Source organism: Pseudomonas sp. MWU16-30316, from assembly GCF_020515645.1.
GTDB lineage: Bacteria > Pseudomonadota > Gammaproteobacteria > Pseudomonadales > Pseudomonadaceae > Aquipseudomonas > Aquipseudomonas cerasi.
The window spans coordinates 47,839-73,248 of sequence record NZ_JAIZAZ010000001.1 but is presented as its reverse complement, the minus strand read 5'-3'; the positions used below and the strand labels follow the sequence as shown (position 1 = coordinate 73,248).

32 protein-coding genes are annotated in these 25,410 nt (G+C 52.0%); 19 read left to right on the top strand and 13 right to left on the bottom strand.

Annotated elements, in window-relative coordinates:
- Positions 1–446: 446 nt before the first annotated feature.
- The 3 genes from LCH65_RS00445 to LCH65_RS00435 are packed head-to-tail and all read left to right on the top strand — an operon-like array spanning position 447 to position 3,010.
- Positions 447–1,091, top strand: coding sequence for a hypothetical protein (locus LCH65_RS00445; RefSeq protein WP_226439051.1), 645 nt, complete (start codon positions 447–449; stop codon positions 1,089–1,091).
- Positions 1,084–1,950, top strand: coding sequence for an ImmA/IrrE family metallo-endopeptidase (locus LCH65_RS00440; protein ID WP_226439050.1), 867 nt, complete (start codon positions 1,084–1,086; stop codon positions 1,948–1,950). Before LCH65_RS00445 ends, LCH65_RS00440 begins: the two co-directional genes overlap by 8 nt.
- Positions 1,943–3,010 carry a beta family protein gene (locus LCH65_RS00435; RefSeq protein ID WP_226439049.1) on the top strand — a complete coding sequence of 356 codons (1,068 nt, stop codon included), beginning with the start codon at positions 1,943–1,945 and terminating at the stop codon, positions 3,008–3,010. The genes LCH65_RS00440 and LCH65_RS00435 overlap by 8 nt, the downstream gene beginning before the upstream one ends.
- Here LCH65_RS00435 and LCH65_RS00430 read toward each other — a convergent pair.
- Positions 2,966–3,556, bottom strand: a complete 591-nt coding sequence (locus LCH65_RS00430) for a sce7726 family protein (protein ID WP_226439048.1) — start codon at positions 3,554–3,556, stop codon at positions 2,966–2,968. The genes LCH65_RS00435 and LCH65_RS00430 overlap by 45 nt on opposite strands.
- 205 nt (positions 3,557–3,761) lie before the next feature.
- Here LCH65_RS00430 and LCH65_RS00425 point away from each other — a divergent pair, with 205 nt between their 5' ends.
- Positions 3,762–4,301 carry a hypothetical protein gene (locus LCH65_RS00425; protein WP_226439047.1) on the top strand — a complete coding sequence of 180 codons (540 nt, stop codon included), beginning with the start codon at positions 3,762–3,764 and terminating at the stop codon, positions 4,299–4,301.
- 14 nt (positions 4,302–4,315) lie between these two features.
- On the opposite strand, the gene LCH65_RS00420 is transcribed toward LCH65_RS00425, so the two are convergent.
- On the bottom strand, positions 4,316–4,522 hold the full coding sequence (locus tag LCH65_RS00420; protein WP_226439046.1) for a hypothetical protein: 207 nt from the start codon (positions 4,520–4,522) through the stop codon (positions 4,316–4,318).
- 349 nt (positions 4,523–4,871) lie between these two features.
- Between LCH65_RS00420 and LCH65_RS00415 the strand changes: the two genes are divergently transcribed.
- The 6 genes from LCH65_RS00415 (at position 4,872) to LCH65_RS00395 (ending at position 9,610) form a co-directional block, all read left to right on the top strand.
- Positions 4,872–5,051, top strand: a complete 180-nt coding sequence (locus LCH65_RS00415; protein WP_226439045.1) for a hypothetical protein — start codon at positions 4,872–4,874, stop codon at positions 5,049–5,051.
- 236 nt (positions 5,052–5,287) lie between these two features.
- Positions 5,288–5,422 carry a hypothetical protein gene (locus tag LCH65_RS26165; protein ID WP_259645136.1) on the top strand — a complete coding sequence of 45 codons (135 nt, stop codon included), beginning with the start codon at positions 5,288–5,290 and terminating at the stop codon, positions 5,420–5,422.
- Positions 5,419–6,054: a GntR family transcriptional regulator gene (locus LCH65_RS00410; RefSeq protein ID WP_161461501.1), complete on the top strand. Its 636-nt coding sequence runs from the start codon at positions 5,419–5,421 to the stop codon at positions 6,052–6,054. Before LCH65_RS26165 ends, LCH65_RS00410 begins: the two co-directional genes overlap by 4 nt.
- A 235-nt stretch (positions 6,055–6,289) precedes the next feature.
- Positions 6,290–6,829, top strand: a complete 540-nt coding sequence (locus tag LCH65_RS00405; RefSeq protein ID WP_345945901.1) for an SH3 domain-containing protein — start codon at positions 6,290–6,292, stop codon at positions 6,827–6,829.
- 199 nt (positions 6,830–7,028) lie between these two features.
- Positions 7,029–8,591, top strand: a complete 1,563-nt coding sequence (locus tag LCH65_RS00400; protein WP_226439044.1) for an AAA family ATPase — start codon at positions 7,029–7,031, stop codon at positions 8,589–8,591.
- Positions 8,576–9,610, top strand: a complete 1,035-nt coding sequence (locus LCH65_RS00395; RefSeq protein WP_226439043.1) for an AAA family ATPase — start codon at positions 8,576–8,578, stop codon at positions 9,608–9,610. The genes LCH65_RS00400 and LCH65_RS00395 overlap by 16 nt, the downstream gene beginning before the upstream one ends.
- A gap of 94 nt (positions 9,611–9,704) precedes the next feature.
- Here the strand turns inward: LCH65_RS00395 and LCH65_RS00390 are convergent, their stop codons facing one another.
- Positions 9,705–10,331: a hypothetical protein gene (locus tag LCH65_RS00390; protein WP_226439042.1), complete on the bottom strand. Its 627-nt coding sequence runs from the start codon at positions 10,329–10,331 to the stop codon at positions 9,705–9,707.
- Between the two features lie 258 nt (positions 10,332–10,589).
- Here LCH65_RS00390 and LCH65_RS00385 point away from each other — a divergent pair, with 258 nt between their 5' ends.
- From LCH65_RS00385 to LCH65_RS00375, 3 genes are all read left to right on the top strand, one after another.
- Positions 10,590–11,288, top strand: coding sequence for a GIY-YIG nuclease family protein (locus tag LCH65_RS00385; RefSeq protein WP_226439041.1), 699 nt, complete (start codon positions 10,590–10,592; stop codon positions 11,286–11,288).
- Positions 11,289–11,435: 147 nt separating this feature from the next.
- A complete protein-coding gene (locus LCH65_RS00380; RefSeq protein ID WP_226439040.1) occupies positions 11,436–12,026 on the top strand; it encodes a hypothetical protein in 591 nt (196 codons plus the stop codon).
- Positions 12,027–12,180: 154 nt separating this feature from the next.
- A complete protein-coding gene (locus LCH65_RS00375; protein ID WP_226439039.1) occupies positions 12,181–12,948 on the top strand; it encodes a DUF6602 domain-containing protein in 768 nt (255 codons plus the stop codon).
- Between the two features lie 57 nt (positions 12,949–13,005).
- On the opposite strand, the gene LCH65_RS00370 is transcribed toward LCH65_RS00375, so the two are convergent.
- A complete protein-coding gene (locus tag LCH65_RS00370) occupies positions 13,006–13,461 on the bottom strand; it encodes a helix-turn-helix transcriptional regulator (protein ID WP_226439038.1) in 456 nt (151 codons plus the stop codon).
- A gap of 160 nt (positions 13,462–13,621) precedes the next feature.
- On the opposite strand from LCH65_RS00370, the gene LCH65_RS00365 reads away from it, so the two are divergent.
- Genes LCH65_RS00365 through LCH65_RS00355 form a run of 3 tightly spaced genes read left to right on the top strand, consistent with a single transcriptional unit; the run spans position 13,622 to position 14,922 of the window.
- Positions 13,622–14,017: a hypothetical protein gene (locus tag LCH65_RS00365; RefSeq protein WP_226439037.1), complete on the top strand. Its 396-nt coding sequence runs from the start codon at positions 13,622–13,624 to the stop codon at positions 14,015–14,017.
- Between the two features lie 42 nt (positions 14,018–14,059).
- Positions 14,060–14,530: a hypothetical protein gene (locus LCH65_RS00360; protein ID WP_226439244.1), complete on the top strand. Its 471-nt coding sequence runs from the start codon at positions 14,060–14,062 to the stop codon at positions 14,528–14,530.
- 2 nt (positions 14,531–14,532) lie between these two features.
- A complete protein-coding gene (locus LCH65_RS00355; protein ID WP_226439036.1) occupies positions 14,533–14,922 on the top strand; it encodes a hypothetical protein in 390 nt (129 codons plus the stop codon).
- A gap of 514 nt (positions 14,923–15,436) precedes the next feature.
- On the opposite strand, the gene LCH65_RS00350 is transcribed toward LCH65_RS00355, so the two are convergent.
- The 3 genes from LCH65_RS00350 to LCH65_RS00340 all read right to left on the bottom strand — a co-directional run bounded on the left by LCH65_RS00350 (position 15,437) and on the right by LCH65_RS00340 (position 17,354).
- A complete protein-coding gene (locus LCH65_RS00350) occupies positions 15,437–16,078 on the bottom strand; it encodes a hypothetical protein (RefSeq protein WP_226439035.1) in 642 nt (213 codons plus the stop codon).
- Between the two features lie 3 nt (positions 16,079–16,081).
- Entirely contained in the window at positions 16,082–16,777 is a 696-nt protein-coding gene (locus LCH65_RS00345) for a hypothetical protein (RefSeq protein ID WP_226439034.1), read from the bottom strand.
- 127 nt (positions 16,778–16,904) lie between these two features.
- A complete protein-coding gene (locus tag LCH65_RS00340; RefSeq protein ID WP_226439033.1) occupies positions 16,905–17,354 on the bottom strand; it encodes a 3'-5' exoribonuclease in 450 nt (149 codons plus the stop codon).
- A gap of 461 nt (positions 17,355–17,815) precedes the next feature.
- Here LCH65_RS00340 and LCH65_RS00335 point away from each other — a divergent pair, with 461 nt between their 5' ends.
- A complete protein-coding gene (locus LCH65_RS00335) occupies positions 17,816–18,151 on the top strand; it encodes a hypothetical protein (RefSeq protein WP_226439032.1) in 336 nt (111 codons plus the stop codon).
- Between the two features lie 162 nt (positions 18,152–18,313).
- Here the strand turns inward: LCH65_RS00335 and LCH65_RS00330 are convergent, their stop codons facing one another.
- The 5 genes from LCH65_RS00330 to LCH65_RS00310 form a co-directional block, all read right to left on the bottom strand.
- Positions 18,314–18,934, bottom strand: coding sequence for a hypothetical protein (locus LCH65_RS00330; protein ID WP_226439031.1), 621 nt, complete (start codon positions 18,932–18,934; stop codon positions 18,314–18,316).
- A gap of 67 nt (positions 18,935–19,001) precedes the next feature.
- The gene (locus LCH65_RS00325; protein ID WP_226439030.1) at positions 19,002–19,643 is read right to left on the bottom strand and encodes a hypothetical protein; all 642 of its coding nucleotides are present in this window, start codon (positions 19,641–19,643) and stop codon (positions 19,002–19,004) included.
- 26 nt (positions 19,644–19,669) lie between these two features.
- Positions 19,670–20,170 carry a GreA/GreB family elongation factor gene (locus LCH65_RS00320; protein ID WP_226439029.1) on the bottom strand — a complete coding sequence of 167 codons (501 nt, stop codon included), beginning with the start codon at positions 20,168–20,170 and terminating at the stop codon, positions 19,670–19,672.
- Between the two features lie 3 nt (positions 20,171–20,173).
- On the bottom strand, positions 20,174–20,749 hold the full coding sequence (locus tag LCH65_RS00315; protein ID WP_226439028.1) for a hypothetical protein: 576 nt from the start codon (positions 20,747–20,749) through the stop codon (positions 20,174–20,176).
- Positions 20,746–22,593 carry a hypothetical protein gene (locus LCH65_RS00310; RefSeq protein WP_226439027.1) on the bottom strand — a complete coding sequence of 616 codons (1,848 nt, stop codon included), beginning with the start codon at positions 22,591–22,593 and terminating at the stop codon, positions 20,746–20,748. The genes LCH65_RS00315 and LCH65_RS00310 overlap by 4 nt, the downstream gene beginning before the upstream one ends.
- A 52-nt stretch (positions 22,594–22,645) precedes the next feature.
- On the opposite strand from LCH65_RS00310, the gene LCH65_RS00305 reads away from it, so the two are divergent.
- Positions 22,646–23,524: a hypothetical protein gene (locus tag LCH65_RS00305; protein ID WP_226439026.1), complete on the top strand. Its 879-nt coding sequence runs from the start codon at positions 22,646–22,648 to the stop codon at positions 23,522–23,524.
- A gap of 2 nt (positions 23,525–23,526) precedes the next feature.
- Positions 23,527–24,549: a hypothetical protein gene (locus LCH65_RS00300; RefSeq protein WP_226439025.1), complete on the top strand. Its 1,023-nt coding sequence runs from the start codon at positions 23,527–23,529 to the stop codon at positions 24,547–24,549.
- A 278-nt stretch (positions 24,550–24,827) separates the two neighbouring features.
- Here the strand turns inward: LCH65_RS00300 and LCH65_RS00295 are convergent, their stop codons facing one another.
- Positions 24,828–25,292, bottom strand: coding sequence for a hypothetical protein (locus LCH65_RS00295; protein ID WP_226439024.1), 465 nt, complete (start codon positions 25,290–25,292; stop codon positions 24,828–24,830).
- Positions 25,293–25,410 lie beyond the last annotated feature (118 nt).

Here is a 25,410-nt window from a genome sequence, read left to right as displayed (position 1 = left end):
GCCCCCGATAAAAGGGGGCTCCGGTTCTGGACCTGAACAGCAGGTTCCGGCTACATCCTAGAAAGGGGGTGCTGATAAAAGACTGTAATTTATTGAAAAATATGAATTTTATTAGGATTAGCTGGGTTTTAGACTGAATTTTGTAAAGCAAATCGCTTGAAATTCAGCGCTGTAGGCAAGCTGAAGCCCGCGTAAAGCTAGCGGTCTCAGGTTCCGTAAAGATAGAAATTTGAGGCGCCAAGCCAAAAAAACGACCAAAAAAGTGACGGACAAATTTATCTGTAAAGCTTTTCGTAAAGCTAGCATCGCAACCGGTTGGCGCCGAATAACGGGCATTGAGGGCAAATCCAAACGGTGTCATCATCTGGCCATCAATAGGGATAGGGATTTCCACATGACGCCGTTCGGATTAGCCGTCTACCTAGCCAAGGAAGGTGGGCGCCTTCATGAGTGAGCCTACACTTGAGTGCCGTCATACAGGGCAGCAAGTCCCCTACCAAATCCACCAGGGCCTAGCGCCCCGGTACGTGTTTCAACTGAGTGAGCAATGGGACACCGAAAAGCATCGGATTATGGGCCAGCTTATGGCCGACTTTCCTGATGCCGCCGCCGACGCCAACGTACTCTTCGATCAATTGCCCACTTATGGACTTTCTGATTTCCATTGGAGTTGGCTGGACAAGGCTTTCGCGTTCCGGAGCGATGATTACCACTGGTTTTTCCTGAGTGCTCTGGGACGGATTCAAGCGACATGCGTGATCTATCACCCCAAGAAAAGCCGTCTGGATGGCGAACGCATTTTCTACATTGATTACGTTGCCTCGGCGTATTGGAATAGAGATCGACCGAACTATGAAAAACAGTTTGGAAGCGTCAGTCGTATTCTGATTGCTCATGCCTCACATTACGCTATCAACACCTTGGGCTACCGCCCAGGCTTCTGCCTGCATTCGCTGCCGACTGCGGAGGGGTATTATCGTTACCTTGGCATGATTGAGTATGGGGCTGATGCTGAAAAAGAAAATCTTCGGTATTTCGAAGCCCCTCCTGACATAGCTGGGAAGCTTGCAGGGGAGGCTCATCATGTCTGACACTCCAGAGAGTTTCCCAGAGGATTTTGAGGTCTTCCCTTCCTCGCGGGGTGCCGCAGTCGACTTCACAGCCGCTCTCGTAAGCTTGAGAAAAGCGTTGAAGCCAGCGGATGCAAAAACGCACGCCCGACCAGGAGAAGCCTATAACGACTTCCTCATCAGGCTTGCGCTCAATGCAACAAACAACAGCGCAGTGCTCTATCGGAAGAATCACTCGGCTGAAGAGACCAAGATTCAAGCATGGTTATCGTTGGTCAGTGAGAAATCCAAATATGCTGTCTTGAGCCAAGAGTTTCCTAAATTCCAGGGGTTGAGCCGTGAGCAGTTGAGGGAGATTGCACTCCTAAGCTTAGAGCCAAGCCGCACGACGTCACTCATTGAGTTTCTCGCTAGAACCTATGGTGTGCTCTTGGTGGTGGAGCCAGGGTTCAAGTCCATGAAGATGGACGGATGCACCTTCAAACTCTCACAGGGCACTCCCGTCGTAGGCATAGCACTTCGGTACAAACGGTACGATAGCTTTTGGTTCACGCTAATGCATGAACTAGCACATATTTCCTTGCACTACCAACATCTTGACCAGCCTATCTTAGATGACTTTGAAGAAAATAATGAATCTGAAATAGAGATCGAAGCTAATATAATCGCTAAAGATAGTCTGGTCTCGCGAGAGAATTGGCGATTGATTTGGAATGCCCGAACCGACAAGCGTCAGCTTCTTATGTACTGTGAGCGAGCAAGTGTGCACCCTGCTATTGCCGCCGGAATGCTTCGCCATCAAGCCAAAAACTACAAGCTCTATCCTGAACTTGTCCAAGTCATAAATTTGCGTGAGGCTTTCGGATTTGCAGATGATTAAGTACATTCCGTTTTTAAAATTCAAGCAAAATGAAATTCAGGGTGTTGCTCAACTCGATTCAGGCATTAGAAATCAGATAACGCCTCTGTATGATGTGCCTCGCTCTCAAAACGTAATGACCGAGATCGAGATACTAAAGCGAATTAGACTAGCTGCCACCGAGCTAAAAAAATCCAAAGATGCTAACTCTGAGTATTGGTTTTTCGTAGACAATCTTGACATTGACGAAAGCATCAATCTTTCAGGCACTTTCCAGTATCGGTACATTATTAATGCCCTTAGAGACTACAGGCTGATGCCGGTAGTTGCACTAGATAGAAGTGCTGATCACAACGCAGCAGCCTTGGATTTCATTAGAATGAAGCCGGGGTCGCTTGGAGTGCGCTTACAAGAAACGGATATCGAGAGCTACGGTATTACCAAGCCAAGACTTGACCTGCTATGGAATGAGATTCGGGCTGCTCAGCCTGCAGGTGTTGTTCTTCTTATAGATCTCCGAATCGTGAATGATCATGCTGAATCTAAGAAAAAAGTTGAACGCTTTCTGTCCAGGTTCAAGCAGGATTTTCACGTTGATGCAACATCGGTATCGGGGTCTGTAATCCCAGGAAATATCGCAACCTTGATAGGCACGGACGTCCAAAAACATGTGGTGCGAGAGGAATACCGGCTGTGGCGTACGTTAACGAACTCGCCTGATTACCAGCATGTCCTATATGGAGATTACGGCGTGGTAAGCCCTGAGTATTCGGATCTTGATCTAAACCCGGAACTTATGAGTGGTATATCAACGCCAAAAGTCTTTTACACACATAGCGACCAGTTCTATATATCGCGTGGCAGACGATTCAAAACCCATGGTTATCAGCAGTATTTCGCCATTTCCGATGACATTGTTGGGCAGGCTTTTTATCGGGGAGCTGCATATTCATACGGCGATAGCTATATTCATGAACGAAGCTATCTTTCTGCACGTAGGCCGCCTAAGGGTGGGAGCCCAAGCACATGGATAAAATCACTTACTGCCGCTCACATTACGTTCATTGTTAATACCATTTAATGGCCGGCTAACAACAGCGCTCTGAATCCCACTTAGGGCGTCCTCTTTAGTAATCCGCGCACTAATTGCCGTGGCAATGTCTGCCCGTGTGAAGGATTTTTTTAATAAGACTTGAGGGTGTGCGTTAGCAATCGCAGTCAGCTCTGCCTTCCAAAGCATCAACAAAGCCTTTTCCTTGCAAAAGCTAGGGTTTGTGCCTGCCTTCCGGATATAGCTGAGCACGACACGATCCCTTTGCACTTTAGCTAGCACTAGGCCCCAGTGCTCGGGAGCATGTGCAGCAGCCCATTTCAAATGGTTCTCAGTTGTAACCAAAGTAAGTTTAGGAAACGACTGAGAATAGAATTCAGATTGGGCTAGTAATCGCCTGACGTTGTCAGTCTGCCCTTTAATCTCGTAGCAATGCATTTCTCGATAGCACGCAACCACATCAGCAATGGCATTCCCATTGTCGATGGTAAGTTCTTCAAGCACCCGAGCAGGCTTAGGCGTCCGCCTCATCAAGTGGTCAACCAAAGCGTTTCGAATTTCTTTATCTCTGAGCACTCAGAGCTCCAAACGGATGCAAACGCAGGATTTTAGCCGATGAGGCTCATTGTTGGGAGCCTGATAGAGGTGTGTGATGAAGGCTCGACTCCTTAGCGTCTGGGTCATAGGCGTCGGAATCCCCCCTACTGTCCGTGCTAGAGAGCGTTGCCAGTGATAGCCTGTTGGAGCGCCTCGGCTTCAACCAGCACCACCAGAGAACAACATGATCACCATCCAGCGCCTCATAGCTTGGCTGTTCCCCGACCGCCGCTCCGAGCGTGAAAAGGCGCGTGAGCGCGAGTTCATCCTGGCGGCGAACTCCTTGAAGACCCTCTCAGTGACTGACCGGGGTGGCGTGTCTATCGAACCCGAAGAGCTCCGCGACCAGATAATCACCGCACGTGAGCAGTTGAAGCATCTTGTCCACAAGTCAAGAGCGCCTGGCCTGGAATTCACTTCCGTGGCAGATCAGGGAGCGAGTCATATCGTAGAGACTTTAGAAAGATCCCTGGACTGTATCGAGGTCGTGGCTTGGCGCGGGCTTACCAGCGGCGCTGCAGTCCGCTACACGTGCCTCCAGCGCTTGAGTACAGGTCGATTCGCGGTAGCGGCAGTCAGCCTGTTCTCCAAGGATGCGGAGAGTCTTCCGCGCTTGATCGAAAGCGATACACCCAGGCGAGTCGCGTATGCCCTCCAGGGTGGTGAGCTTCATTGGTTCGCGACTGTGAGTGAGGCCATGGATGCCTGGGATGCAGAGCTCTGATGGTAGTAACGGTGTTACTGGCACCACGGGCCCCAAGTCGGTGGGTTTTCAACGATGTCGATTGAGATGCTGAGCTCGCGCTGCATGCGTTCGAAAACCCTGTCGAGCGTTGGATGTGCTTTGGAATCTCTCAGTGTGGTCAGCAGCTGCAGCAGCTCTCGGCCTTGGGCCAGTGGCATCTGAATGTCACAGTAGACAGTGTCGTCGTCCGTCATTCCCATCGAAAGATCCTCGTAGCGTGCTCTCTGCTTCTGGCTTACGCCGCCTGGACGTTGGGGCGTGCCCCTTCGGGGATGGGCTGTCGTGCACCGAGACTGCGTCTCGACCCTCCGGGCTTCCCTCCCGCACGCTGCGCGCTCCGCTTACCCTAGCGGACGAGAGGCATTGATCGCATGGATTCGCGATCAATTCGATGCCAGCGAAAGCGATCCCACAGACCCAAAGCCTGCTTGAGGCTCGAATTATCGCATTGATGCCTTGATACCCAAGATCTGCTTTTTTGGGAAACCCGCCCAAAACGACCATTTTTCTAGGGCATATGCTTACCTCCCACATGACGAGGTACTGAGGATGTTTGATTTTCTGAAAAAAAGACGCGAGGCCGAACAGCAGCGCAAAATCGAACGAGTCTTGGATGCCCAAGAAGCGTTTTTGGCTCTGTACGAGACAGCCACTCCAGTCACGCTGCAGGAGGGACTCAACGCCGTTGCTAAAAGTTTTGAGCAAGGCCGGCGCGATGATCGAGGGTGATTTGAAGTGACACTGTGAGACCAGTTTTGCCATTCACGGGTCGCTCGAGGGGGTAATGAGGAGTAAATTAGGGGGAATTCGTATACCTCTCATTGCCCCCTGAAAACCTCCAAATAATCTGTCTACATATTGATATTAAAAGGGTTTTTCTTTCATCTCAACTATAGGCCTCTCTAGAAGCGACCCTGCGCCTTAAAGTACAAAGGAGCCAACGTAGAGAAGCAGGGTTAGCAACCATGTTGGAATTAGCTAAAGAGATTGTGAGTAGCGGGCCTTCGGGAGTTATCGCGTTGCTGGCATTTGCAGCATTCGGCGTAGCTTGGAAAGCTTTATCAGTGCTGGAATCAGTGAAAAAGAAGGACGAGGAATGAGACCCTGGTCGAAGGTGCCGGCATGGTGGTCTGATGAGATTGCGCTCCTTCGAGGAGGGGCTCATGCAGGTCGGTCTCAGGCGATGCTTCGTGTCGTCTTCGCGCTGGCGACGATGACCCCCACGGCAAAGACATACACGGTCGTCTCCTCTGTCAGCGAGCTGATGGAGCGCACAGGATTAAGTCGCCCAATGGTTCGCCAGGCCTTGGTTGACGTTGAAGCGAGGGGATGGATTCGACATAAGCCTGGCGGAGGCAAGCTCAAGTCCGAGTACACGCTGGTATGCCCACATTTCGAGGCAGAAAAGGACGGCTACTACTACAAAATCCCAAACAACGAGGTTGTTAAGAACCTTCCGAAAATCTCTCGCCGAGGGGAAAAGGCGCTTGCGGCGCTTAAGATCTACGCCGTCCTACTGATCGTCCGACCGAATCAAGCAAGGATCTCGAGCATCAATGTCGAGAACTTGAGAAACAGGGCTGCTGTGCAGTGGACTTCCCTAAGAGACGGCTTATCGATCCTCGCTACGCACGGCATGATCGTTGTCGATAAAGCACCTGGTGATGAAGGTGAGTACGTGAAAAACCAATACGTGATCAAGGGCGACATTGTCAGAGAAATCCCGGCATGATCCATTGCCACGTTCAGCGAGTAAGCCATTCAAAACACTGCAACACAGAAGCCGCCGAATGGTTTCGCTGCTCTGAGGCAAGCAGCGGCATTTTTGGGTACTGGGTCTTGGCAAGCCGAAGCTTTCGGAGCTGCATGGGCTACAAAAAGTAAAAGCTTGGCTAAGCTCCCAAAACAGGTTGTGACGTCCGGTTGGTCAGGAAGACAGCCGTTGCAATACGGGCTTGATAAGAGCAATGGATATGCGCAAAAAATCCCAGTCATGGCTTGTCCCACTCCTCATTCTTTTTGCCGTCCTATGGGCAGTGGGGAAGAAAGACATGTCTCCAGCCCCGGCACAGCCGGCCGCTCTGATCACGCCGAGTACGTTAGCCTCGATTTCTCCGGCCTCATCGTCAGCACCGGCCCCTGCCTCCGCAACTGACCAGTTCGTGAGCGCTGATAATCTGAATGTTCGGGATCAACCAGGCGGTAAGGTCATCTCAAAGCTAAAGCGAGGTGAAAAGGTTCAGATCTTCGAGACCCGGAATGAATGGGCGCGCATCAGCATTGATGGTCAATCTTCGAAATGGCTTTCGTCCAAAAGTCTATGCAGTGGGTCTGGCTGCTACGTTGTTTCGAAGCCCAAACCAGTCACTCAGCCAGCACAGCCTGTTCGTCAACAGATTCCTGCGTACGGCTCTTCCTGTCCTTGCTCATCGGGCAACGTGTGCATCGGGCCTCGCGGTGGTCGGTACTGCATCACATCAGGAGGTAACAAGCGCTACGGTGTTTGAGCGAGTAGCTGATGACATCTTGCGGAGGATTGCAATTTCGCGGGCGCTTTGAAGACGTGAAAACCGGTAGACGAGTCCATCTCGTGACGTTAGGTTTGGCTGCAGATAGCCAAGTGTTGGCTATGAATCCGTAACCACCCTGACACCATAACTCAGGTTGTTCACCCTCATTTTTGACGTTTTCAGCTTAGGGATAGACATGCACACCATAAGGAAAGTGGTAATTCAGAATTTTAAAAAATTCAAATCTCTCACGCTCGATTTCGAAGCTGGGAAGAATGTGTTGATTGGCAACAATGAGGCAGGGAAAAGCAGTATTTTGCTCGCTCTCGACCTCGCGCTCGGCGGGAGTCGCAATCGTATCGAAGCTCTGGGTGCGGAAGCACTGCTTAACAAGGATTCGGTGAACGCCTTCCTTGCGGGGGAGAAGAGCCTGGAGAAACTACCTGAGCTGATCGTCGACGTTTTCCTAGAGGAAGGTGACGATGAAAGCCTCTATGGAACCAACAACGCCCACCAGCGCCAGACTGACGGTGTGCGCATGATCCTTGCGGTGATGACCGAGTATGGCGAAGCGGTGCAAGCCATCTTGGCTGATGATCAACCGAACTTCCCATTCGAATATTACGCAGTGCGGTTTGAGACGTTCGCCGGCAGGCCGTACGCAGCATTCAACCGCCCCATTAAGCACATGATGCTAGACGGTTCACGCATTGATGGCGACCACGCATCTCGTGAATACACCCGAGCCGTGTACGCTTTCAACGCACCCGTAGAAGACCGGTACAAGCTTGAAAACCTGTATCGCCAAGGCAAGCAGGCGTTTACAGGAAAACATCTCGCCGCGCTCAACGCTGACCTACCCGCTTATCAGTTTGACGTGCGGAGTAGCGTCCGGTCGAACCTAGAAACTGACCTAATAATCACGGAAGACAATATTCCGCTTGAGAACCACGGCAAAGGAAGGCAGTGCTTCATCAAGACTGAATTTGCGCTGAGCAAGCACAAGCAAGGCGGCTTGGATGTAATGCTTTTGGAGGAGCCTGAAAACCACCTCAGCCATTCCTCCATGAAAGCACTCGTCGCCAAGCTAGCGGAGAACAAGAGCACACAGCTTTTCATCGCAACTCACAGCAGCCATATCTGCTCAAGGCTTGATCTCCGGCATGCCCTTTTGATCGGCCCGAATGCAGCTGCTGGCTCACTTAAAGCCCTATCACCCGACACCGCAGAATTCTTCATGAAAGCCCCGGACAACAATGTCCTGGAGTTCGCGCTTTCGAAAAAGGTGATATTGGTTGAAGGTGATGCTGAATTCATCCTGGTGGAAGAGTTCTATAAGCAATGTACAAATGGACATCTACCGCATGTCGATGACGTTCACATAATCTCTATTGGCGGCACCAGCTTCAAAAGGTACATGGAGCTCGCCAACCTGCTCGGAATTCGAGTCGCAGCCATACGAGACAATGACAAGGATTATCAGAAAAACTGCGTAGAAAACTACGTCGACTTCGCTTCGGATAACGCCAAAGTTTTTGCCGACAAAGACAATGCCCGTTCAACCTTCGAAATAGGGTTGCACAACGACAACGAGGAAACCTGCAAGACTGTCTTCGGCCCAGGACGAAAAACCCTCTCCCCCTTGGAATACATGCTGGCAAACAAGGCAGAAGCCGCGTTTGAGCTGCTGAAGGGAAAGCCCGGTGAGCTGACCGTTCCGGCCTACATCGCGGAGGCAATCCAATGGATAAACGAGTGATGTTCGCTGTGGCAGGGTCAGGGAAGACCACCTTACTCGTGAAGCGTCTGAGCCTAGAAAAGCGCGCACTGATAATCACCTACACGGAAAACAACTATCGCCATTTGCGCGATAGCATCATCAAACGGTTTGGGCATGTCCCAAAAAACATCAACCTGCTGAGTTATTTCACGTTCCTTTATAGCTTCTGCTATCGCCCTCTGCTGCAGGTGCATATGCAGACGCGGGGAATCAGCTTTCGAGCCCCGCACGCCCGTACGCTAAAGCTCAAGCGGGACAATATGGCGTATTACGCCACGACAAACGGCAGCGTTTACCACAACCGCCTCGCAAAGCTCCTAGAGACCGTTGATGCAATTCCTGACGTGATGGCGCGAATGGAGCGCTTTTACGATGAGTTTTATGTCGACGAAGTTCAAGACCTAGCAGGTCATGATTTCAACCTGCTAATGGCATTAGCGAAAGCCAAGGTTGAAATGCTATTTGTAGGTGACTTCTACCAGCATACGTTCGACACCAGTCGTGATGGAAACGTGAACAGCTCGCTACACGCCGACATTGGGAAATACGAAAAGATTTTTCAAAAGGCGGGTGTGACTGTCGACAAGGAAACACTGAGCCGAAGCTGGAGGTGTGGTGTCACGGTATGTGATTTTATTCGAACACATCTGCAGATTGATATGCAGTCACAGCATACCTACGAAACCGAAATCATTCCTCTGGCCAATCAAGTGGATGCTAACGCCGTACACGCCGATGGCAACGTGGTGAAGCTGTTCTATCAGGAGCATTACAAGTACGGGTGCCTGTCTAACAACTGGGGCGCCAGTAAGGGTTTGGATCACTACAACGATGTGTGCGTTGTGCTGGGTACTACTCACTGGAAGATCTATCAGACGTCCTCGCTCGCCGCGCTCCCCCCACAGACAAAAAACAAGCTTTATGTTGCGTTCTCACGGACTCGCGGAAGGCTGTACCTAGCGCCCGAAAAACTTTTCAAACCCTTTAAAACGGACTAGGTCGTAGCCATGGGTGGTGATGTCTGGCGTAAGACCTTGTCCAGAAAGTATTCTCAGTATGAAGGGGAGCCGCTGGGCATGACACCTAGCGTGATCAGTCGAAAGACTGGCCCTGCTCCATCTCCCCAATCCAGCTGTATGTGCCGTTTAGCCAAACGAAGACGCTGTTGAGCACCTCGCGCAAGTGGCGGATGTTGATATGCGTAACGTCTGGGAGATGGTCTTTACCATTGTTGGTCGTCGCATACCGAAACGCCATCGAGTCTGGGTCGACGTTGTCCAACTGGCGAATGAATTCGTGAACAGCAGTAGCGTTGACGTCAGAGCGCTCTAGCCCCAAGTCCTTGAGCAGATGCCGCAACTCCGACCACAGAGGCATCAACGGATGCTTATCGTAGTTCTTGGGCTCTTTGCCTGTCAGAGCGCGAGCACTCTTTAGCATCAGCTTGAACTGCAGCTCCAAGGAATGGCGGTACAGAAAAAGCAAAGGATAAATGCCGCTGTCCAATGGCACCTGACGATTCGCCATCGCCTCCACAAGACCGTCGGCGGCATCTTTGTATGCAAAAGCATAGAGGTCGGCACGAAAGTGAGACCGGTTCAGCATCGCGTTGTACTGCCAATCCTCACCCTGGATAAACAGCTGCTGGCCGGAGAAGTCTGCCGGCCACTGGATGGCCTCAAGCTCCGGGTCGAGCATCGGTAGCGATTCCTCATCCATATCGTCTCCTCACGTTGGCCAGTCCATGGTGTAGAACTTTACGAGTCTGGGTGGACTACCGGCAACCAGTAAGGGGGTTTCTGGCTTTGGGCTAAGGTGCGAGAAAGCGTGATCCCAAGTTGAGGTCACGGTGCCCTTTTTGCGGGATACTGACATCGAAAAATGGCTCTGATCTATGCTGGGCACGGTTCGGTGTCAAATTGAGCCTCAGAGGGTACGTCATCGCGGTAGCCCAGTCGTCATTGCAAGGAAGCTTGTATGAAATTTTATCGATTTGATCCCCAGAAGCTTGTTATGCCCGTGAAGCACGACGTGCAAGTCGATTCCGATTTGGCCGGCCTAATTCTCCAGGTGCGTCCCAAGGACTGCATCGTGCTGGCCGGTTGGGACGCGAGAGCCCAGGTTGGTAATGTGAGCGCATTTGGAATCGTCATGACGGTTGATCAAGAGTCAGGTCGTGCAAAAATCCTGTGGCGCGAGGCTGATGTCACGCTTCGGCCCAGCTCGAATGGAAGACGTTATTGGGTGCAAGCCAAACACTGGTTTGCTTTTGCTCCTGACGTGGTTAAGCGATACGGTCTTCCTGATCTACACGCCGAATATTTTCCAGACATCGCTGGATTCGACATCCCAGCGCCACCACCGCCCGTGAGAGGCGTGAGTCGCCCCTCCAATTCGCCGACAGGTGGGTACGTCTATGTCATTCGATCTAAGCTGGGTTTCAAGATCGGCAAAACAATTCACCTGAAAGCTCGTACCCGGCTATTCGAGGTCAAGCTCCCCTTTCCAATAAGCCTTGAACATTACGCCTGGTTTGATGATTACAGTCATGCAGAGCGAAGCTTCCACATCACTTATCAAGCGAAGCGTCTTGAGGGTGAGTGGTTCGAGCTCGACGACTCCGATCTTAGGGAAATCAAAACTTTGGGTAAGTCTGTGCCGGTGGCAGGGCTGTAGATGGGCGCTCAAATGGACGTGACGGGTTACTTGCGAATCGAAGAGTCAGTAGGCATTTGCCTTGAGGTACTTACGACTGCACTGGCCGCTATACCAGCGCAGATTATTGAGTGTGCGTCCATTTCTACAGGAGCTTCAGCCGTCGCCATGCTGGATCGCGAAGCCTTCGTCAAAGCCTGTGAAAGCCTCAAACCTGCTGTGGTGTTCATTCATCGCGAGCATAGCCTTTTGGAGGAACAACTCGCCGATCTGGTTTCCGAAATCACCGAAGTCCAGGCTGAAGCGGATAAGCTCCGACAGGAGTTCTTGTTCAGGGAAGCGGAGGTCATGGCTAGGGCTCGAAAATCCTGTCCTGATTACTCTCACCTTCAGTGTTTCTTTACCAGTGGGGCGTTGTTAGTCGCTACGGCCTGTGAGGTAGGTGCCTACCAAGACTTCACAGAGGCACTCGACAGGTTCGAGCAGGTTGCGGATGAGGCTGAGGAAATGGCGTCGTCTCTAAACCAGGCAAGCCTGAATAGTGAGATGAAAAAGGTCGCGGAGACGGTCTCCAAGGATCAAGGTTTCATTTCCCTTCGTGGCAAGCGAAAGCGGGCGATGTATGTCCTCAAGCACTATCGACAGGAAATTCCTGAGTCGCCTTATTTGGAGCGCCCCGACCAGGGATCAGATCTCATTGATCGAAACGTGGTGCTGGTCTCAAGGCAGGCTGCCGACATTCTTGAATTTGGGAGCTGAGTACGTCGTGACAGCATCCACTGGCTTTTCCGTTTACAGTCTTACGTTCATATGAGGCCGCCTCGTTGAATGTATACCGATGGGCGGCGCTGGTCGTTGGGCTCATGATTGAAACTTTAAACGCCCTTAGCGCGACCACAGGATGTTTTCCGGCATGAGCACATACTTTGATCATGTAACCCAGCAGCTTCACAGCAAGATTCAGCAAGCAAAGGTCTACATCACCAAACACAACCCCACGACCGGCGCCTTGGCTGAAGCGGTGCTGCGGGAGTTCCTCCAGGAGCACCTACCTAGCGGCGTAAGCGTTGAGGAGGGCTTCATCATCAGCCCCGATGGTTGGCTGTCAAAGCAGTGCGACATCATCATTTACGATTCGCACCGATTCGCGCCTTTTTACCGAGCGGGCCAGTTGGTCGTCGTCCCCAATGAGGCCGTGCTTGCAGTGATCGAGGTGAAAACCTCAATCAACAAGAAAGGGTTCAACGATGTGATCAGATATTTCCAATCATTCGAGGCTGTCAGCTGGAAAATTCGCACCTACCTTTTCATGTTCAACGCGCCTACATTGGGCAGGATCAACGCGTGGTTCCACTCCTATCCGCATCCTGGGCTTTACAAAGAATTCGACCATGACACTTACCAAGTATTGCCGGATGAAATCATTGGTCTTGACTCCTCGTATCAGTTGAGGAAGAGCTCTGTCATCAGCGACAGTGACGGTATGGGGTACTTGTCGTATTTCTATTCGGATCAGCAAGGAAGTGCGATCAGCGCCTTAGAGTTGTTTTTCCTTTCAGTCTACGGTGTCGTTGAATCCCATCTTCAGGCTCATACCCCAAAGAAGCTGGCCCGGAGAGATCAGTACCATCCACACCGAGCTTCGACCAGCATCTCAGCTATTGACCTTTTCCCAATGTGACCAAGCCGAGCGCACATATCCTCAACCGGAGCCGTGTCGCAGGCGGTAAACATGTGGTTAATCATCTGCACGCCATAGTCGCCCAACCGTGCTTGTTGGCAGTCCCAGCTTCCGGGAAACCTCCATTTGGGTCAGTCCCGCTGCTCTTAGCTCGCGAATCGCCTTGAGTTTTTCTTCCGCCGCAAGCTTCCTGGGTGGGGTGAGCTTTTGAGGTTCCTCAGGTAGCACATCGTCTAAAACACCGAGCTGTTCCAATTCTGTAAGCGACTCATTCAAAGCTGTACGTGCTGTCTTGCCATCATGGGCGGCAGCCACCAGCGTGAGAAACGACAGGGGTGTTAAGCCCAATGCCTGAGCTAAGTCGGCGCTGAGGTCAACGCTTGCTGACGTCGTCGACGCCTCTAAGCGGCTGATGTGGGCTTGATCTGTCTGGGTCTGTAGCTCCGCTTGTGATAAGCCGCGTCTAACTCTCAGCCACTGCAACGTTGCTGCGTATGCCTTGCGCAAAGACATCCAGGCGATCCTCTCCAAAAAGGAGACGGTATGCCGGGTTTGATCGTTCCCACTCAAATGTATATAGTCATGCCCGTGGGAATTATGGGTTTGCCTTGGGGTGTTCAAGCCCCGGTGACTCGCAGTGAATTCCTCCTATCGCCATGAGGATCATCAATTTATGACTAATTCTCCTGAGCCCGAGCTGCTGCAGGAAGGTCAGATTTCGTCCGCAGGCACGACGCTGTCTAAATCTGAGGTAGAGGCATTGGTGGCTGAGCGCTTCGGTCGCAAGCCTTATTGCTTGGTCGAGGATTGGCTCATTTTTCACGTGGACGAGCCTCCTGAGTCGCTTGCCAGGGTGCGAGCCATGGGCCTGCAGACAATGTTCCTTTATTCCCATTGCGTCACCTACGACAGCCAAGGGCGGTTTCCTCCTGGTGGGTGGGTACGGTCGACTCTGTGCAAGTCCTTTGATGGAGTTTGCCTATTCGAGACGCGGAACACCGTTTACGTACTGGTGGGCCAGGGACGCGAGATGAACGCCTCGCTGAAGACAATATTCGGCTTATGTTAATCGCAGGTGCGCCTGGTGGGCCTGCTTCATACGAGAAACAAGATGTTCAGGATTTGCATGCAAGACCAGGCCGGGCCAGCCGGAATGTTTGGCGACGGCCTGGCTCACTTTCACGCTGTGTCACGATCTCTCGCAACGCACTGGTATCACGTCAGTCTCAAGCGCCGGCATGAAGAGCGATTTGTGGCCTTTGAGGAGATGATCAGCGATGAGCCTCGTCTTGTAGAGCTGCTCATTGCTCAGGATGAGAACTTGGTTGTTCAGGAAGTCCAGGTCGTAACTCCTGGGTGGATGAACAAAAGCTCGAGCTGGAGGATGGAGAAGTTGAGCACCCTATCCATGGGCTTCAACCGAGTAGACGTGCCGATCTGCGTCTTGGAAGTTGAAAGCGGTGAGGTGTACTTCAACACGCATCAGCGTGACCTCGATGTTAACTCCCTGACCGAGGTGAAGGAGTTCTACCGGCGCAGTGCTGCGACCACTGATTTGGCTTCAACAGCGGAGGCTATGTAGCCATGGCCGAGATCAACACTGTTGCAGTCGACTTGCACGTGAAGCGCTATTCGGACTTTGACCTCCTTCGTATCGCCAAGGCTGTCAATCAGGATTACGAAGGGTTGATCACTGCTTACCTAGTGAGTGTGCATATCCATGCGTGCAGCGCCGTTGGCGTTGTATTTGGCCACCTCCTCGCATTGACAGATCAGCGGCTTGCGGATGGCCGGCTGATTCGGACATCGGATATTCAGTCTGTTACGAAGGAAGGTAGGTTTTGGGTGATCACCACCGTCAATTCGAAGTACGTCATTGCCACGTTCAGGCGGGAAGTCGGGCGGCATAGCCTGCGTGAGTTCATGCATCTACAAAGCGGTGGCTATCTTCCAACCCCTGACCGCCTCCAGTAGTTGCCAATCGTTGTCCTGGGCCTGCCCCGCTTCTCAGGGACGGCTGCCGTGTCCTAAGCTCAGGAAACGCGAGGCTTTGGCTTTGGCGGCATTCATCCTCAAGCCTTCGGCTGTGCGCTACGCCTGCCATCTTAGCCGCTCAGCTTGGGTAGTGGCTTTAAACCCGGCTGAACCTTGACACTGTGAGTCAGCACGCTGAGTTTCTACCTGCTACTCGCCTACCGAGATCGTGGGAAGATCTTTTCAGCACCCTGTACCTGAACCGCATCGATCTCCTGGGCTTCGTCAAACGTAAAAAGGCAAAGGTGAATCGGGACTGCTAGAACATCTGGATCGATGGCCCTCCGAAGGGTGTCAGCCTGTTGGTCGCTGATGCACAAGATCATGAGGTCGATGTCGGAGGGGGATGGGGAGCATCTAGCAACAGACCCGAACAAATACCACTCACTCCCGTTGCAAATGGAGCCAAGTGTTTCAGCGATTTCACACACAGCAGTGACGACCGCCTCCGGCTTCATTTGCCGAGCCGACGCAAAAGGTCTCCGTACATAAGTGCTTGGGCGCCGAAGGACGCCGCTGCCTGAGATGCAGCACTTGTGATGGAGCCATAGCTTGTCGTCTTGACCGCTACGTCAAATTTTTTATAGCGCGTGAGCGCTCCGCGAACATCTTCAGCGCTCATATTGTAGGCATCTACCATAGCGATAATCAGTGGATCTCCGTTATACCTGTGAGCTTCGAACACCCTATCGTACAGATACTTCACATCCTTGACGTTGGAGTGCTGACTTATTCCATCGTGGAAAAAAACCCACTGTTTTTCGCGGTATAAGTAGGGATACTCTAGTCGTGCTGCTTTTCCTAGGTCACCTAGCGAGCCGAAAGCAGCTGGGGCGTCGTGGATTGCTGTCATGGCATCCCCCCGCCAAAGTGCGCTGGATGGTATGTTCAAAACGAAACCTGGAAGGTCAGCACCTTGAAGGATTGGCGCCAGATGATCAAAAGTGATGACATCTTTTACGCCTATCACTGCAACCTGAAGCGCATCCTTGCCTGGTGCTCGGACTAACAGTCGATCAGCGGCAGGTCGACCGATGAGCTCCAGATCGTCCCCTTCCACAATTTTATTCGCTACCCAATCTGCTGCATTTCCCAAAAGTTAATCCTCCATTATTTTGGCAAAGCCTTCCGGAAAGCGGGCTCCATCTTCCAGAACTCCTTCGATGTGGAATGCCTGTAGATCATCCACGTGTTGCCGGAAAAGCTCGAGATCGTCCCTCTCAGACGCGGTAGCTAAATGTCGGTTGGCATCCAGGATCGCAAGCACTCGGTAGCTGTTCGGGATGATCCGAGTAAGCATCTTCCTTTTCCATTGCTCCGCTGCGCCACTTTCTGGGTTCAGCGCCGCCTCAATGTGAGGGCCGTAGTGTCGAAATATCGCGTGATTTTCAGTCAACAATGGCTCAATCAGGTCATGAACGTCCCTGCGGCTATCAAGCTTAACAGCCCCAAAAAGAGCGGCCAATTTGCGCGCATGTTCCCTTTTCCAACCCAAGATCATCGAATCAGGATAAGCGTCCGGAGCTTTATCAACCTTGGTGTGACAATTTGAGCAGAGCACAATCAGGTTGTCGAAAAGCCCCCTAGCATGCTTGGTTAAAGCAGGATTAGCCCGTGGGCCGTCATCATTAGCGGCATAGACATGGGCCATTTCTGCTATGTGTATGGATTTGCCGGCCTCATCTGAAAACAACAGGTTTGGACAAGCGGGATTTTGGCAGAAGCCCGCTGACGCCGCGAACAGTCGCTTTTGGGTATGAGCGTTCGGGGCAGCTGCACCGCGAGGGCATGCCATATGATTCTCCACGCAACGATAAATCGAAATCCCACGACGCAAGATGGATCCTAGGGACGGGGGATATTGATATCAAAGGGCCGAGTAGCGCGCAATGACATGCTGAAGCCTTAGCACTGATGAAATCTCATGGCAACGACGTGAACATCTTTGCGATGATTCGTGCATCCATAAGCGCATGATGCGGAAGTGGAGCCCCAAGCCGGATGGCTTCTAATGTATTTGCGTCGGTAGGGAAATTACGAACGATTCTGGGCCATCGTCCGTCCTCATAGGCCAGATCGCAAAAAAGCTCCCAATCGTACTGAGGAGCATCAGTGACGATCTCGACCTCATTTTTGAACGACGACAGAAACCTGAGGAGTGACAACCTGGCTTCAACGGTGGGTAGCGAGTAACTCCCACCCCACAGCTGCGGAAGCACGATTTCCTTTACGAAATCACTGCAATCCTCGGCCTGCCACGTATCCTGCAATTCCACGTAGAATTCGCGCCCGTCCTCGGCTACCAATGCGAGCGATATCAGCTTCGCTGCCGCCGAAAGCCGTGTAAATTCGCAATCAAGATAGAGCCTCATGTTACGAAAACTCCGTGATGACTAGGGCCCGCCTGACTATGGCGCATGAGGGGCAACTATGGGAGATGGCCCTTGAGCATTTCGGCTCAGACGGACTGCTCCGGGTTGTTGTAGATATATGGAGCCATGCCGCGCCACCGCCGAGGCCTGTCATTGAGCACCTGACAGGCGACAAGGTAAGCCTAGAAGTCCTGAATATACTGAAAATTGCCCAAGAGCGAGTCGGAGCTTTTGTGCCAGGCCGCCCCCCTGTTTCAGGCATCGTGACGTTGTACGCTCGTCACGCCAGTGACTTCGCGGACGGGCTCATTACGCGGCTGCCGAAGAAGCTGCTTTCGCGAGAATGAAGAGGCTCCTGTCTCGAGATCGACTTGGGCATTTGACTTCACCTACGCTCCAGGCGGCCACTTGCGGTAGCCGTCCCGGCAAACCATTTAGCTTACTGCCCCATTGAGATATTTGTGAGTGCTGATTTGACTGAAGAAGAAATGCGTCGTGCCCTTTTCGGTACGGCTCAGCCCGAACAGCTGTTGTCCGCCGCTCCGGTGCAGGAGCCGGTGCCAGATGTTGTGTTTACGAAGCCGGTAGCAGCTCCCGCAGCCAAGAAAAAAATGGCCAAAGCATTCACGCCTAGGCTCAAGGTCACTCTTCGGGTCGGAAACGAGTTTGGAGGAAAAATGTACGAGCTGATTCATGAGGCCGACACGCTGAGCTCACTACTTGCTGAGCAAGAAGCTGTGAAGTCTGCTCGGAAGAAGTACAGGTATGTGGAGGTAGTCTCGGTCAAGTCGATGTAGATGTCGCACCAATTTGATTGGGAAGAGGTATAGTTTTGCCTAATCACTATCCGTTGCGTGCGGAAAAGTGTAGTGGGCTGGCTGTTTTTTTAATATCGTCAGCCTGCTTGTACTCCCCCTTCTAAACCTCTAGCTATACGCGGCGCAGGATAATCTTTCGGATTATGATGTCGATGCGACAATTCCCGCCGCAATGTCAGAAAGCTCGGTTAAGCGTTCATTTTCAACAGTCAGCGTCTTGTAGTTTTGCCATGGCTCGCTCTCAACCAAATCAGCCAGGATAAAGAGTTTTTCAAGAAAAGTTTCGACAATCAACTTCGTGTCCCTGTATATTTCTACGAAAAGTATCCTTATTTGATCAGGAAGAAAGTTGTGTTTGGCTTTTAGCTCTTTCCTTATTCCTGCCAGGATAACGAGCAGTTCTTCTGCCTTAGCTTTATCGCCGATACCCGAATGATCAATGACAGGGTTTTCGTAGAAGCGGTCGAGTTGTTTGCCAAGGGCCGCCCCAAACGTCTTTTTATACCACTCTATCTCCACAATCGACCCAGCGAGCAACACCCTGATCCTTCTTGAAATGTAATCATCAACCGCTTCAGCTTTGCACAGCCGGCTCGACGCTCTCGGGTAGACGGTTGCATGCCCCGACGCTTGGCCGTTCATACGCTGGATGAAGATCTGTCCGACGCTGAATCCCATTTCCCTGGCCATCAGCCAGTGACCAAGTTCATGATGGATCACCCGGCTATCGTCTACTGCGTGTTTTGTCACTGGCAACGCCATAACTATCTCCAGCTACATCTACGATGGTGGCTGATATTTCTTCTCAGATTGATGACTTGGTCGCCAACTATTCACAAGTAGATAGGCTTTTTATCAACAAAGTTTCTGCTTTAGTCTCAAGCTCTGCGAGGCGCTCGCCGCTTACGGAGAGCCCCCTATTGCTCCAGCGCTCACTAATGGTCAAATTAGCCAGGATGAAGAGCTTTTCCGAGAATGAGTCGAAAATGCGTGTCGACTGCTGATAGATCTCGCCAAAGATTTCTAGTTTTTGCTCTTCAAGGAGCTGGTAATTCCCGCTAGGTTCTCGTTCTATCCCGCAGAGAATGATCAGGAGTTCTTGGATCTTGTCCTTGTCTGTAAGCGTGGCACCATCAATGACTCCATTCTGGTAAATTGATTCGACATGACCATTCTCCATATCGAATCCAAGTAATTTATGGAACCAGTGAACTTCACCGATTACGCCCGCGCTTAGCACCATGATCCGTTTCCTAAGGTGAGCAGCGACGTCGGTAGCGGAATTGAGCTTTCCTGAAGCTTTTGAGCGGTTTTTTGAAAGGCTTGAGGGTAGCCCGAAGCTCATGCCCACAGATATCTGCCCAGTTCCAAACCCCAGCTCCATTGCCATGAGGCGCTGAGCAAGGTCATGCACAATTACGCGATCTTCCTGCTGCTCATTGGTCAGCGTCGGTAGCGGTGGTAGTTCCATTATGCCTCCTAGGCCAGCCATCAGCCTCAGATGAGACTTGGGCTTCTGCTGATCGCTGTGATCTCGTAAGACACCGGTTTGCCGGCTACCGGAAGCTCAACTTCGTCGCCGACTCCTTTGTGGATCAGGATTTTTGCTACCGGGGTGAGGTAGGAGACAACTCCCTCTTCTGGGTTGCTTTCCTCGTATCCAAGGATGGAGATAAGGCGCTCAGCACCCTCCTCATCAACCAGGGTTACCTGCATGCCGACCTGGACTTCATCGAGGAGACCGTTTTTGATTGCCTCGGTATCCTCGATCAGAAGGTGTGTATCCAGAATCTTGGTGATCTCAGCGATCTTGTTCGGCAGCTCGTAGCTGACCTTGGTCTGGAGCTGCATGTACTCTGGGTTTTCACGTAGGTCGTTGTCGCGCTTGACCGATTCGCCCATCTCTTTGGTCGACCGTTGCAGATCTTCACGCAACTGATCACGCTGGGCGGACAGACGCTCAAGCCCCTTACGGGAAAGGTAAAAACGGGTGGACATGGCTCACTGATCCCAGTTCATGTGCTGGATGGCGGCCTCAACCGCCATGTCGATGTTATTGCCTTCATTCATGACTACCCGAAGATCGTCACCAAAGCGCCTAAACTCTGCGTTGAATTTGCCGCGCAGTGTATCGTCATCCAGAAGCTTATCGAGGAGACCTTTACCACGCTCGGTGATACGGTCTTGGCGCAAGCTTTCATCAACCTTGAGCATGAGTGTCAGGTCTGGCTTCCTTATCGAATACAGCTTGTTCGAATACTCCAGTTCAACATCCAGCCCAGCAGCGCGATGGGAGACAACCGTGTCGATGAGGTAACGCACGCAGTAGACGTTACCCTTTTCGAGAAGCTTCTCGATTTGGGTTGAGGCGAACACCACGCTGCTTAGATAGAAGAGGTAATGCGCTGCCTGAGACACCTCGCGAACCTCCGCATCAATCACCTTTCGCATCGCGTCATAGGGCGAATTCGGTGTCTTGAACACTGATGAACCTGGGTCTCGAGCAGACAGGGCTTCTGCCAGCGAAGTGGTGCCGGATCCGTCGAGACCTGTGATAACAATCAGTTTGCCGGTCATGCTTGCTTCCTTGGTAGGTGACCAGGGATCACCGGGAACTGCATCGAGTCCTTGAGGGTGATCCTCTGAGAAGGTTGAGTCCGGATGAAATAGCGCGCTTGGGATTGTCCAGAGCTGGTAGCTGTCATGGCCAAGTCGAGCTTTTCAATCAAGATGGAAGGGTGTTCCTGGTAGGCATTGCGTTCGCCACGAGCATTTTTGGCGATTTCTTGGGGCGTGACCGCCAGGCGCCATGCGATGCCTTCCTCTGCAAGCTCACCTGTGGGCCCAAAGGCGCGTTCGTGCTTCGGGGTGAGGGGCAAGTCAGGCCGAGAGGCAATCGTCTTGTATTCGCTGTATGCGCGCCCAAGGTTGCAGATATGTCCTGTGTCGACGGACTGCTCTTTATCGAAATATGCCGTGCTTGGATAGTCGGCAATCATGAGGACGCGGACGTAGCTCTTCAGTAGATCGACAACTTCGGTGCGGATGTACTTGGCTGCGCCGGCATCGATTCCCTCAAGGTTTGTGGCTTTTGCAAGCAAACCATTGAGCAAAACTTCAACGTCATCCCAAGAGGAGCATTTGCCATTTAGCTTGGCTTCCATCATGGCATTCAGATGATAGCGCTCGCCATCGATCATCCCTGCATTCGGACGAGTACCGACATGAGGGTAGAAAAACTTGGAGAAAACTCCTTTCAGCGTACGCTCGGCATCAACTGCGAAATATTCGCCGTCATCATTGCGCAGGCGATGCAAAAGGCCTTGGTAGAAATCCTGAACCTGAATCGGCAAGGGCAAACCACTGGAGACCGCCTTAGCCAGGTCGCGAACATGACGTTCGAGATATTCAGGCTCGGCCCGAATGACGAAGCACCGGCTGCCAATGACATCCAGATCGTTGCTATGGCTTTTGGCATCAGTGATGTTGGCCACCGACAATGCTCCTGGCTCAGCCTGGATGATGAGGTAGGACTTGCAGTGGATAGTCAGGCGTCCATCAACCTCGTAAACATGTACAGGTGTCGTATCGATCAGAGGCCTGAAGCGGAGCTCTGTACATGCTCCCTTTCGGCCTTTTCGATTGATGAACAGGCTTCTGTAGGTAGTGAGAAGTGCAGCAGTGTCCTGTTCGAATTCATCTCGACTGGCTTCACCGCGACCCTCAGCCGTTAAAGTCCAGCCATAGGTGTATGGAGAGAACGACAGGCGCAGGCCGGCGATCCCATCTAGCAGGCTCTCACTGATGCGCTCGTGCATCTGCTGGATCATGACGTTACGGCGACTGTAACCAACCGTCGCGATGCGAACCTTGACCCCTAGATCCTCGTGCAGCCATTGGATCATGTCGTCCAGGTGTGGGTAGGCAGCCGGGTCATTGTCTAGATAGCAATAGATCACACCAGGTCGATCTTTGCGTTGATCACCCAGTAGGCCGAGCGCCGGCATAACGAAGTCGGCGGAGAAAACGTGGTTGCCGTCAAGCGGGTTTCCCGCGACCAGACCTCTGTTAATGGCATGCTCCAGGCATACGGTTTTCAAAGCCGATATGAGGTTGGCCAGCGCCTGGCGCGGCATGTTCCAGAGCGTTTTGCCGGCGCCCTGGCTGCAGAAACCACAACGGTTCAGGCAGCCAACCTGAGTCTGAAAGTGACGGATGTTGGACAGCGCATCTGCGGGTAGCTTACGAAGCTCCCTGGCAAGATCAACCCGGATACCCAGGTCTTCAACAGAAATATCTGCGATGGAACCCTCGGTTTCGAGTGCCGCAATAGGCAGCAGAACCTGCAGCGGAGTATCTTCCTGAAGACCACGGTTTGTGTGCGTTTGGGCACAAAAATCTACAACAGCGATATCGACCATGGTGCTAGCCATCCTGTATGATCCATCTACTCACTAGGAGGATGTTATAAGCGTGACTAGAATGATGTCAAACTGTCCACCCGATTTTTTCAAAAGCCTGCGCAACGGTCAGGCCATCCAAGCTCGCTTGGAATGGCTTGAAAACCGCATCTTTTGGGTGGGCGAGCTGAATCGTTCAGACCTAGTAGCCCGGTTCGAGATTTCCCCGCAGCAGGCATCTGCTGATATCAAGCTCTACCAAGAACTGGCACCCAAGAATTTGCGGTATGACACGAAGCGTAAGCTTTACGTGGAGGGCGAGGGCTTTGAGGCGCGGTTTCAAAAGAGCCTAGAGCAGTGGCTTGCAGAAAACCAGCAAGAGGATGCCGACCTTCGCTCTATCCAGCTTGAGGCTGTGAAGCCGGTAAAGCGAGGGATGGCCGATCAAGCACTGAAGGCAATAGCTCGCTCATTCCGCTTGCGGCTACCAATCTCTGTCCTCTATCAGTCAATGAAGTCGGACAAGCCTGAGTGGAGGGTGATTTGCCCTCACACCATTGTTGAGACCGAAATTCGCTGGCACATCCGGGCCTTCATGGTTGAGAAGGGTGTGTTTGCTGACCTCCTTCCTGGTCGGATTCTCGATGTGAGCGATGCGAGCAATGCGCCATGGGTTGGAGCAGAAACTGACACCGCCTGGAATACAATGGCCGACATCGTTCTCGTTCCTTCCCAAAGCCTGAGCCAAGAGCAGCGTCAGGTGGTTGAGCGTGACTACCGGATGGAGGGTGGCCAGTACGTCATTCGCACCAGAGAGTGCCTTGTTTATTACCAGCTTTCCTCAATGTACCTGGTGGACGCTGTGCGGGAACACAAGGGCGAGCCACAAGACCGGAATTTCGGCCTTGCGGTGGCAAACTGGAAAGAACTCATGAAGTTCGTTAAGGATTGAAAATGCTGGAAGAGTCAGATCTAGAGCTTGTGGTTAATCGATTGCTGGAAAAGCAGCCAGGCAGCGCCAGTATGTACCTTCGAAAGTCTTCTTCGTCAGTATGGGTTGCTTCGGGGTTGGCGAAAATATCTTCCGTGTACGGCGCATCCTTGATGCAAAAGATCGCGGGGGCACCCAGTCGTTTCATCTCGCCTCTTGAGTACGTGCAGAACCAGAGAATCAAATGCTTGCCGGTCTTGACCACGCTTCGTGGAGAGCATTCGGATGCGATTGAGGTGGCGCAATCCATAGTCGACCGTGAGGTCGAAAGGTCGATTATCATGAGCTGCACACCTTTTGGGCCTGCCGGGAATGTCATGCTCAACAGGCCACAAACAAGCAAATATGTAATGACCGGTGTTGCGTCTGCGCAACTACCTGATCGTGATAAGCGGTTCGTCAACTTCAAGTCGATTCTCACCCTTGCAGGGATTTCCAATAGGCTCGTGTGTGACGCCTTGGATTACCCCGAAGAGATGAAGGTGGACTTCAGGCAGCTCTGCAGTGCTTGGGATAGGGCAGAGCAGGCTTCAGCCAGAATTGCAGAGCAGATCTGCTCTGTTGAGGGATGGCAGCAGAAGCAGCTATTCATCCTCACTGAGGGGGCTTACCCGGAGCTAGGGGTTGCCTGGCAGTCGGTATTGAGTGAAGCCGGTATCACCAACCCGATCTGCTTAGATATCAAGGATTACACACACGGAGATCACCTCGTGGCCAGTCGGACAAAAAATGCGATGTATTTGGTGATTGGCCATAAGGGACTGTCGAGTGTCACAAGGACTTTCATTGAGCGTTTCTCAATAGTGTTCCCCGTAATCTCCCTAGAACTCGAAGGAGAGGGACGCTACCACTTCTGGGAAAACATCTTCGCGGTAGGCGGTTCTGCTTCGGAAATTACTAGAACGCTCGGATACTATAACGAGCGCCCTCCAAAGGATCCAGTCGTGTGGAGCTGGCGAGATTGGGGGCGGATGCGAGAAGACTAGCAAGCCAAGCAACTTAGAGTCTCCCAGAGCGCGTATGTAATCTAGGCGTTGTGAAAGCAGACGATTCATCAGCTGGCAACGATAGCTTGGAACAAGCTTTTCAGGGAGGGCCAGTTACTGATGGCGAGCGAGATTAGAGTTGAAATCACGATACTGAGAATTGCCCACCTTACTGTAGCCTTCACGCCTGACCTGCCTTCTTCCTGAACAGGTCGAATAATATTTTTGTATATATGCTCGTATCCCTCCGATACCACTCTTATGCTGTCGAAGTGACTCTAAATCTCTCGTAAAGGGCCTGCCAAAGACTTGAGCACGTCATTTGATTCGACGTGTTTTTTTACCTCATCAATCTGACGTTTCGTGTCTGCGATTCGGTTGGTCAACGCCCCAGAATTGAAGGTCAGGATTTCGGTTATGCGCTTGTCCAAAGCAACGTACTCTGCCTCAAGCCTCTCAGCTAACCCGGCTACATATCGATGGGTATCATCGTTGATGATGCACAGGATAATCGGCTTGAAGCCATCCTCGCCTATCTCGGAGTAGTCGATTACCCCGGCCTCATCAAGTTTGTAAAGCAGGTAGTCCAGTGCGTTTTCGTTCCATACTAGGCTACTAAGGTTTGCCGTGACGTCGGGATTGTCGAAGTCGACGCTGCCTTTGGCGTCTGCGTAACGGATCAAGCAGAGGAGGATTCTGAGCTCCTGCGGTGGGGTGATTTGATATTCCAACGTAGCTTTCATGCGAGACAGGTCTACTCAGGTATAAAAAATAGGCATAGGTGCACCAATTACTGTGGCGAACACCGTGCATGCCTGCATCCATTTACCCTACTGGCAAGCTTGTTTTCGCTAGCCGCTT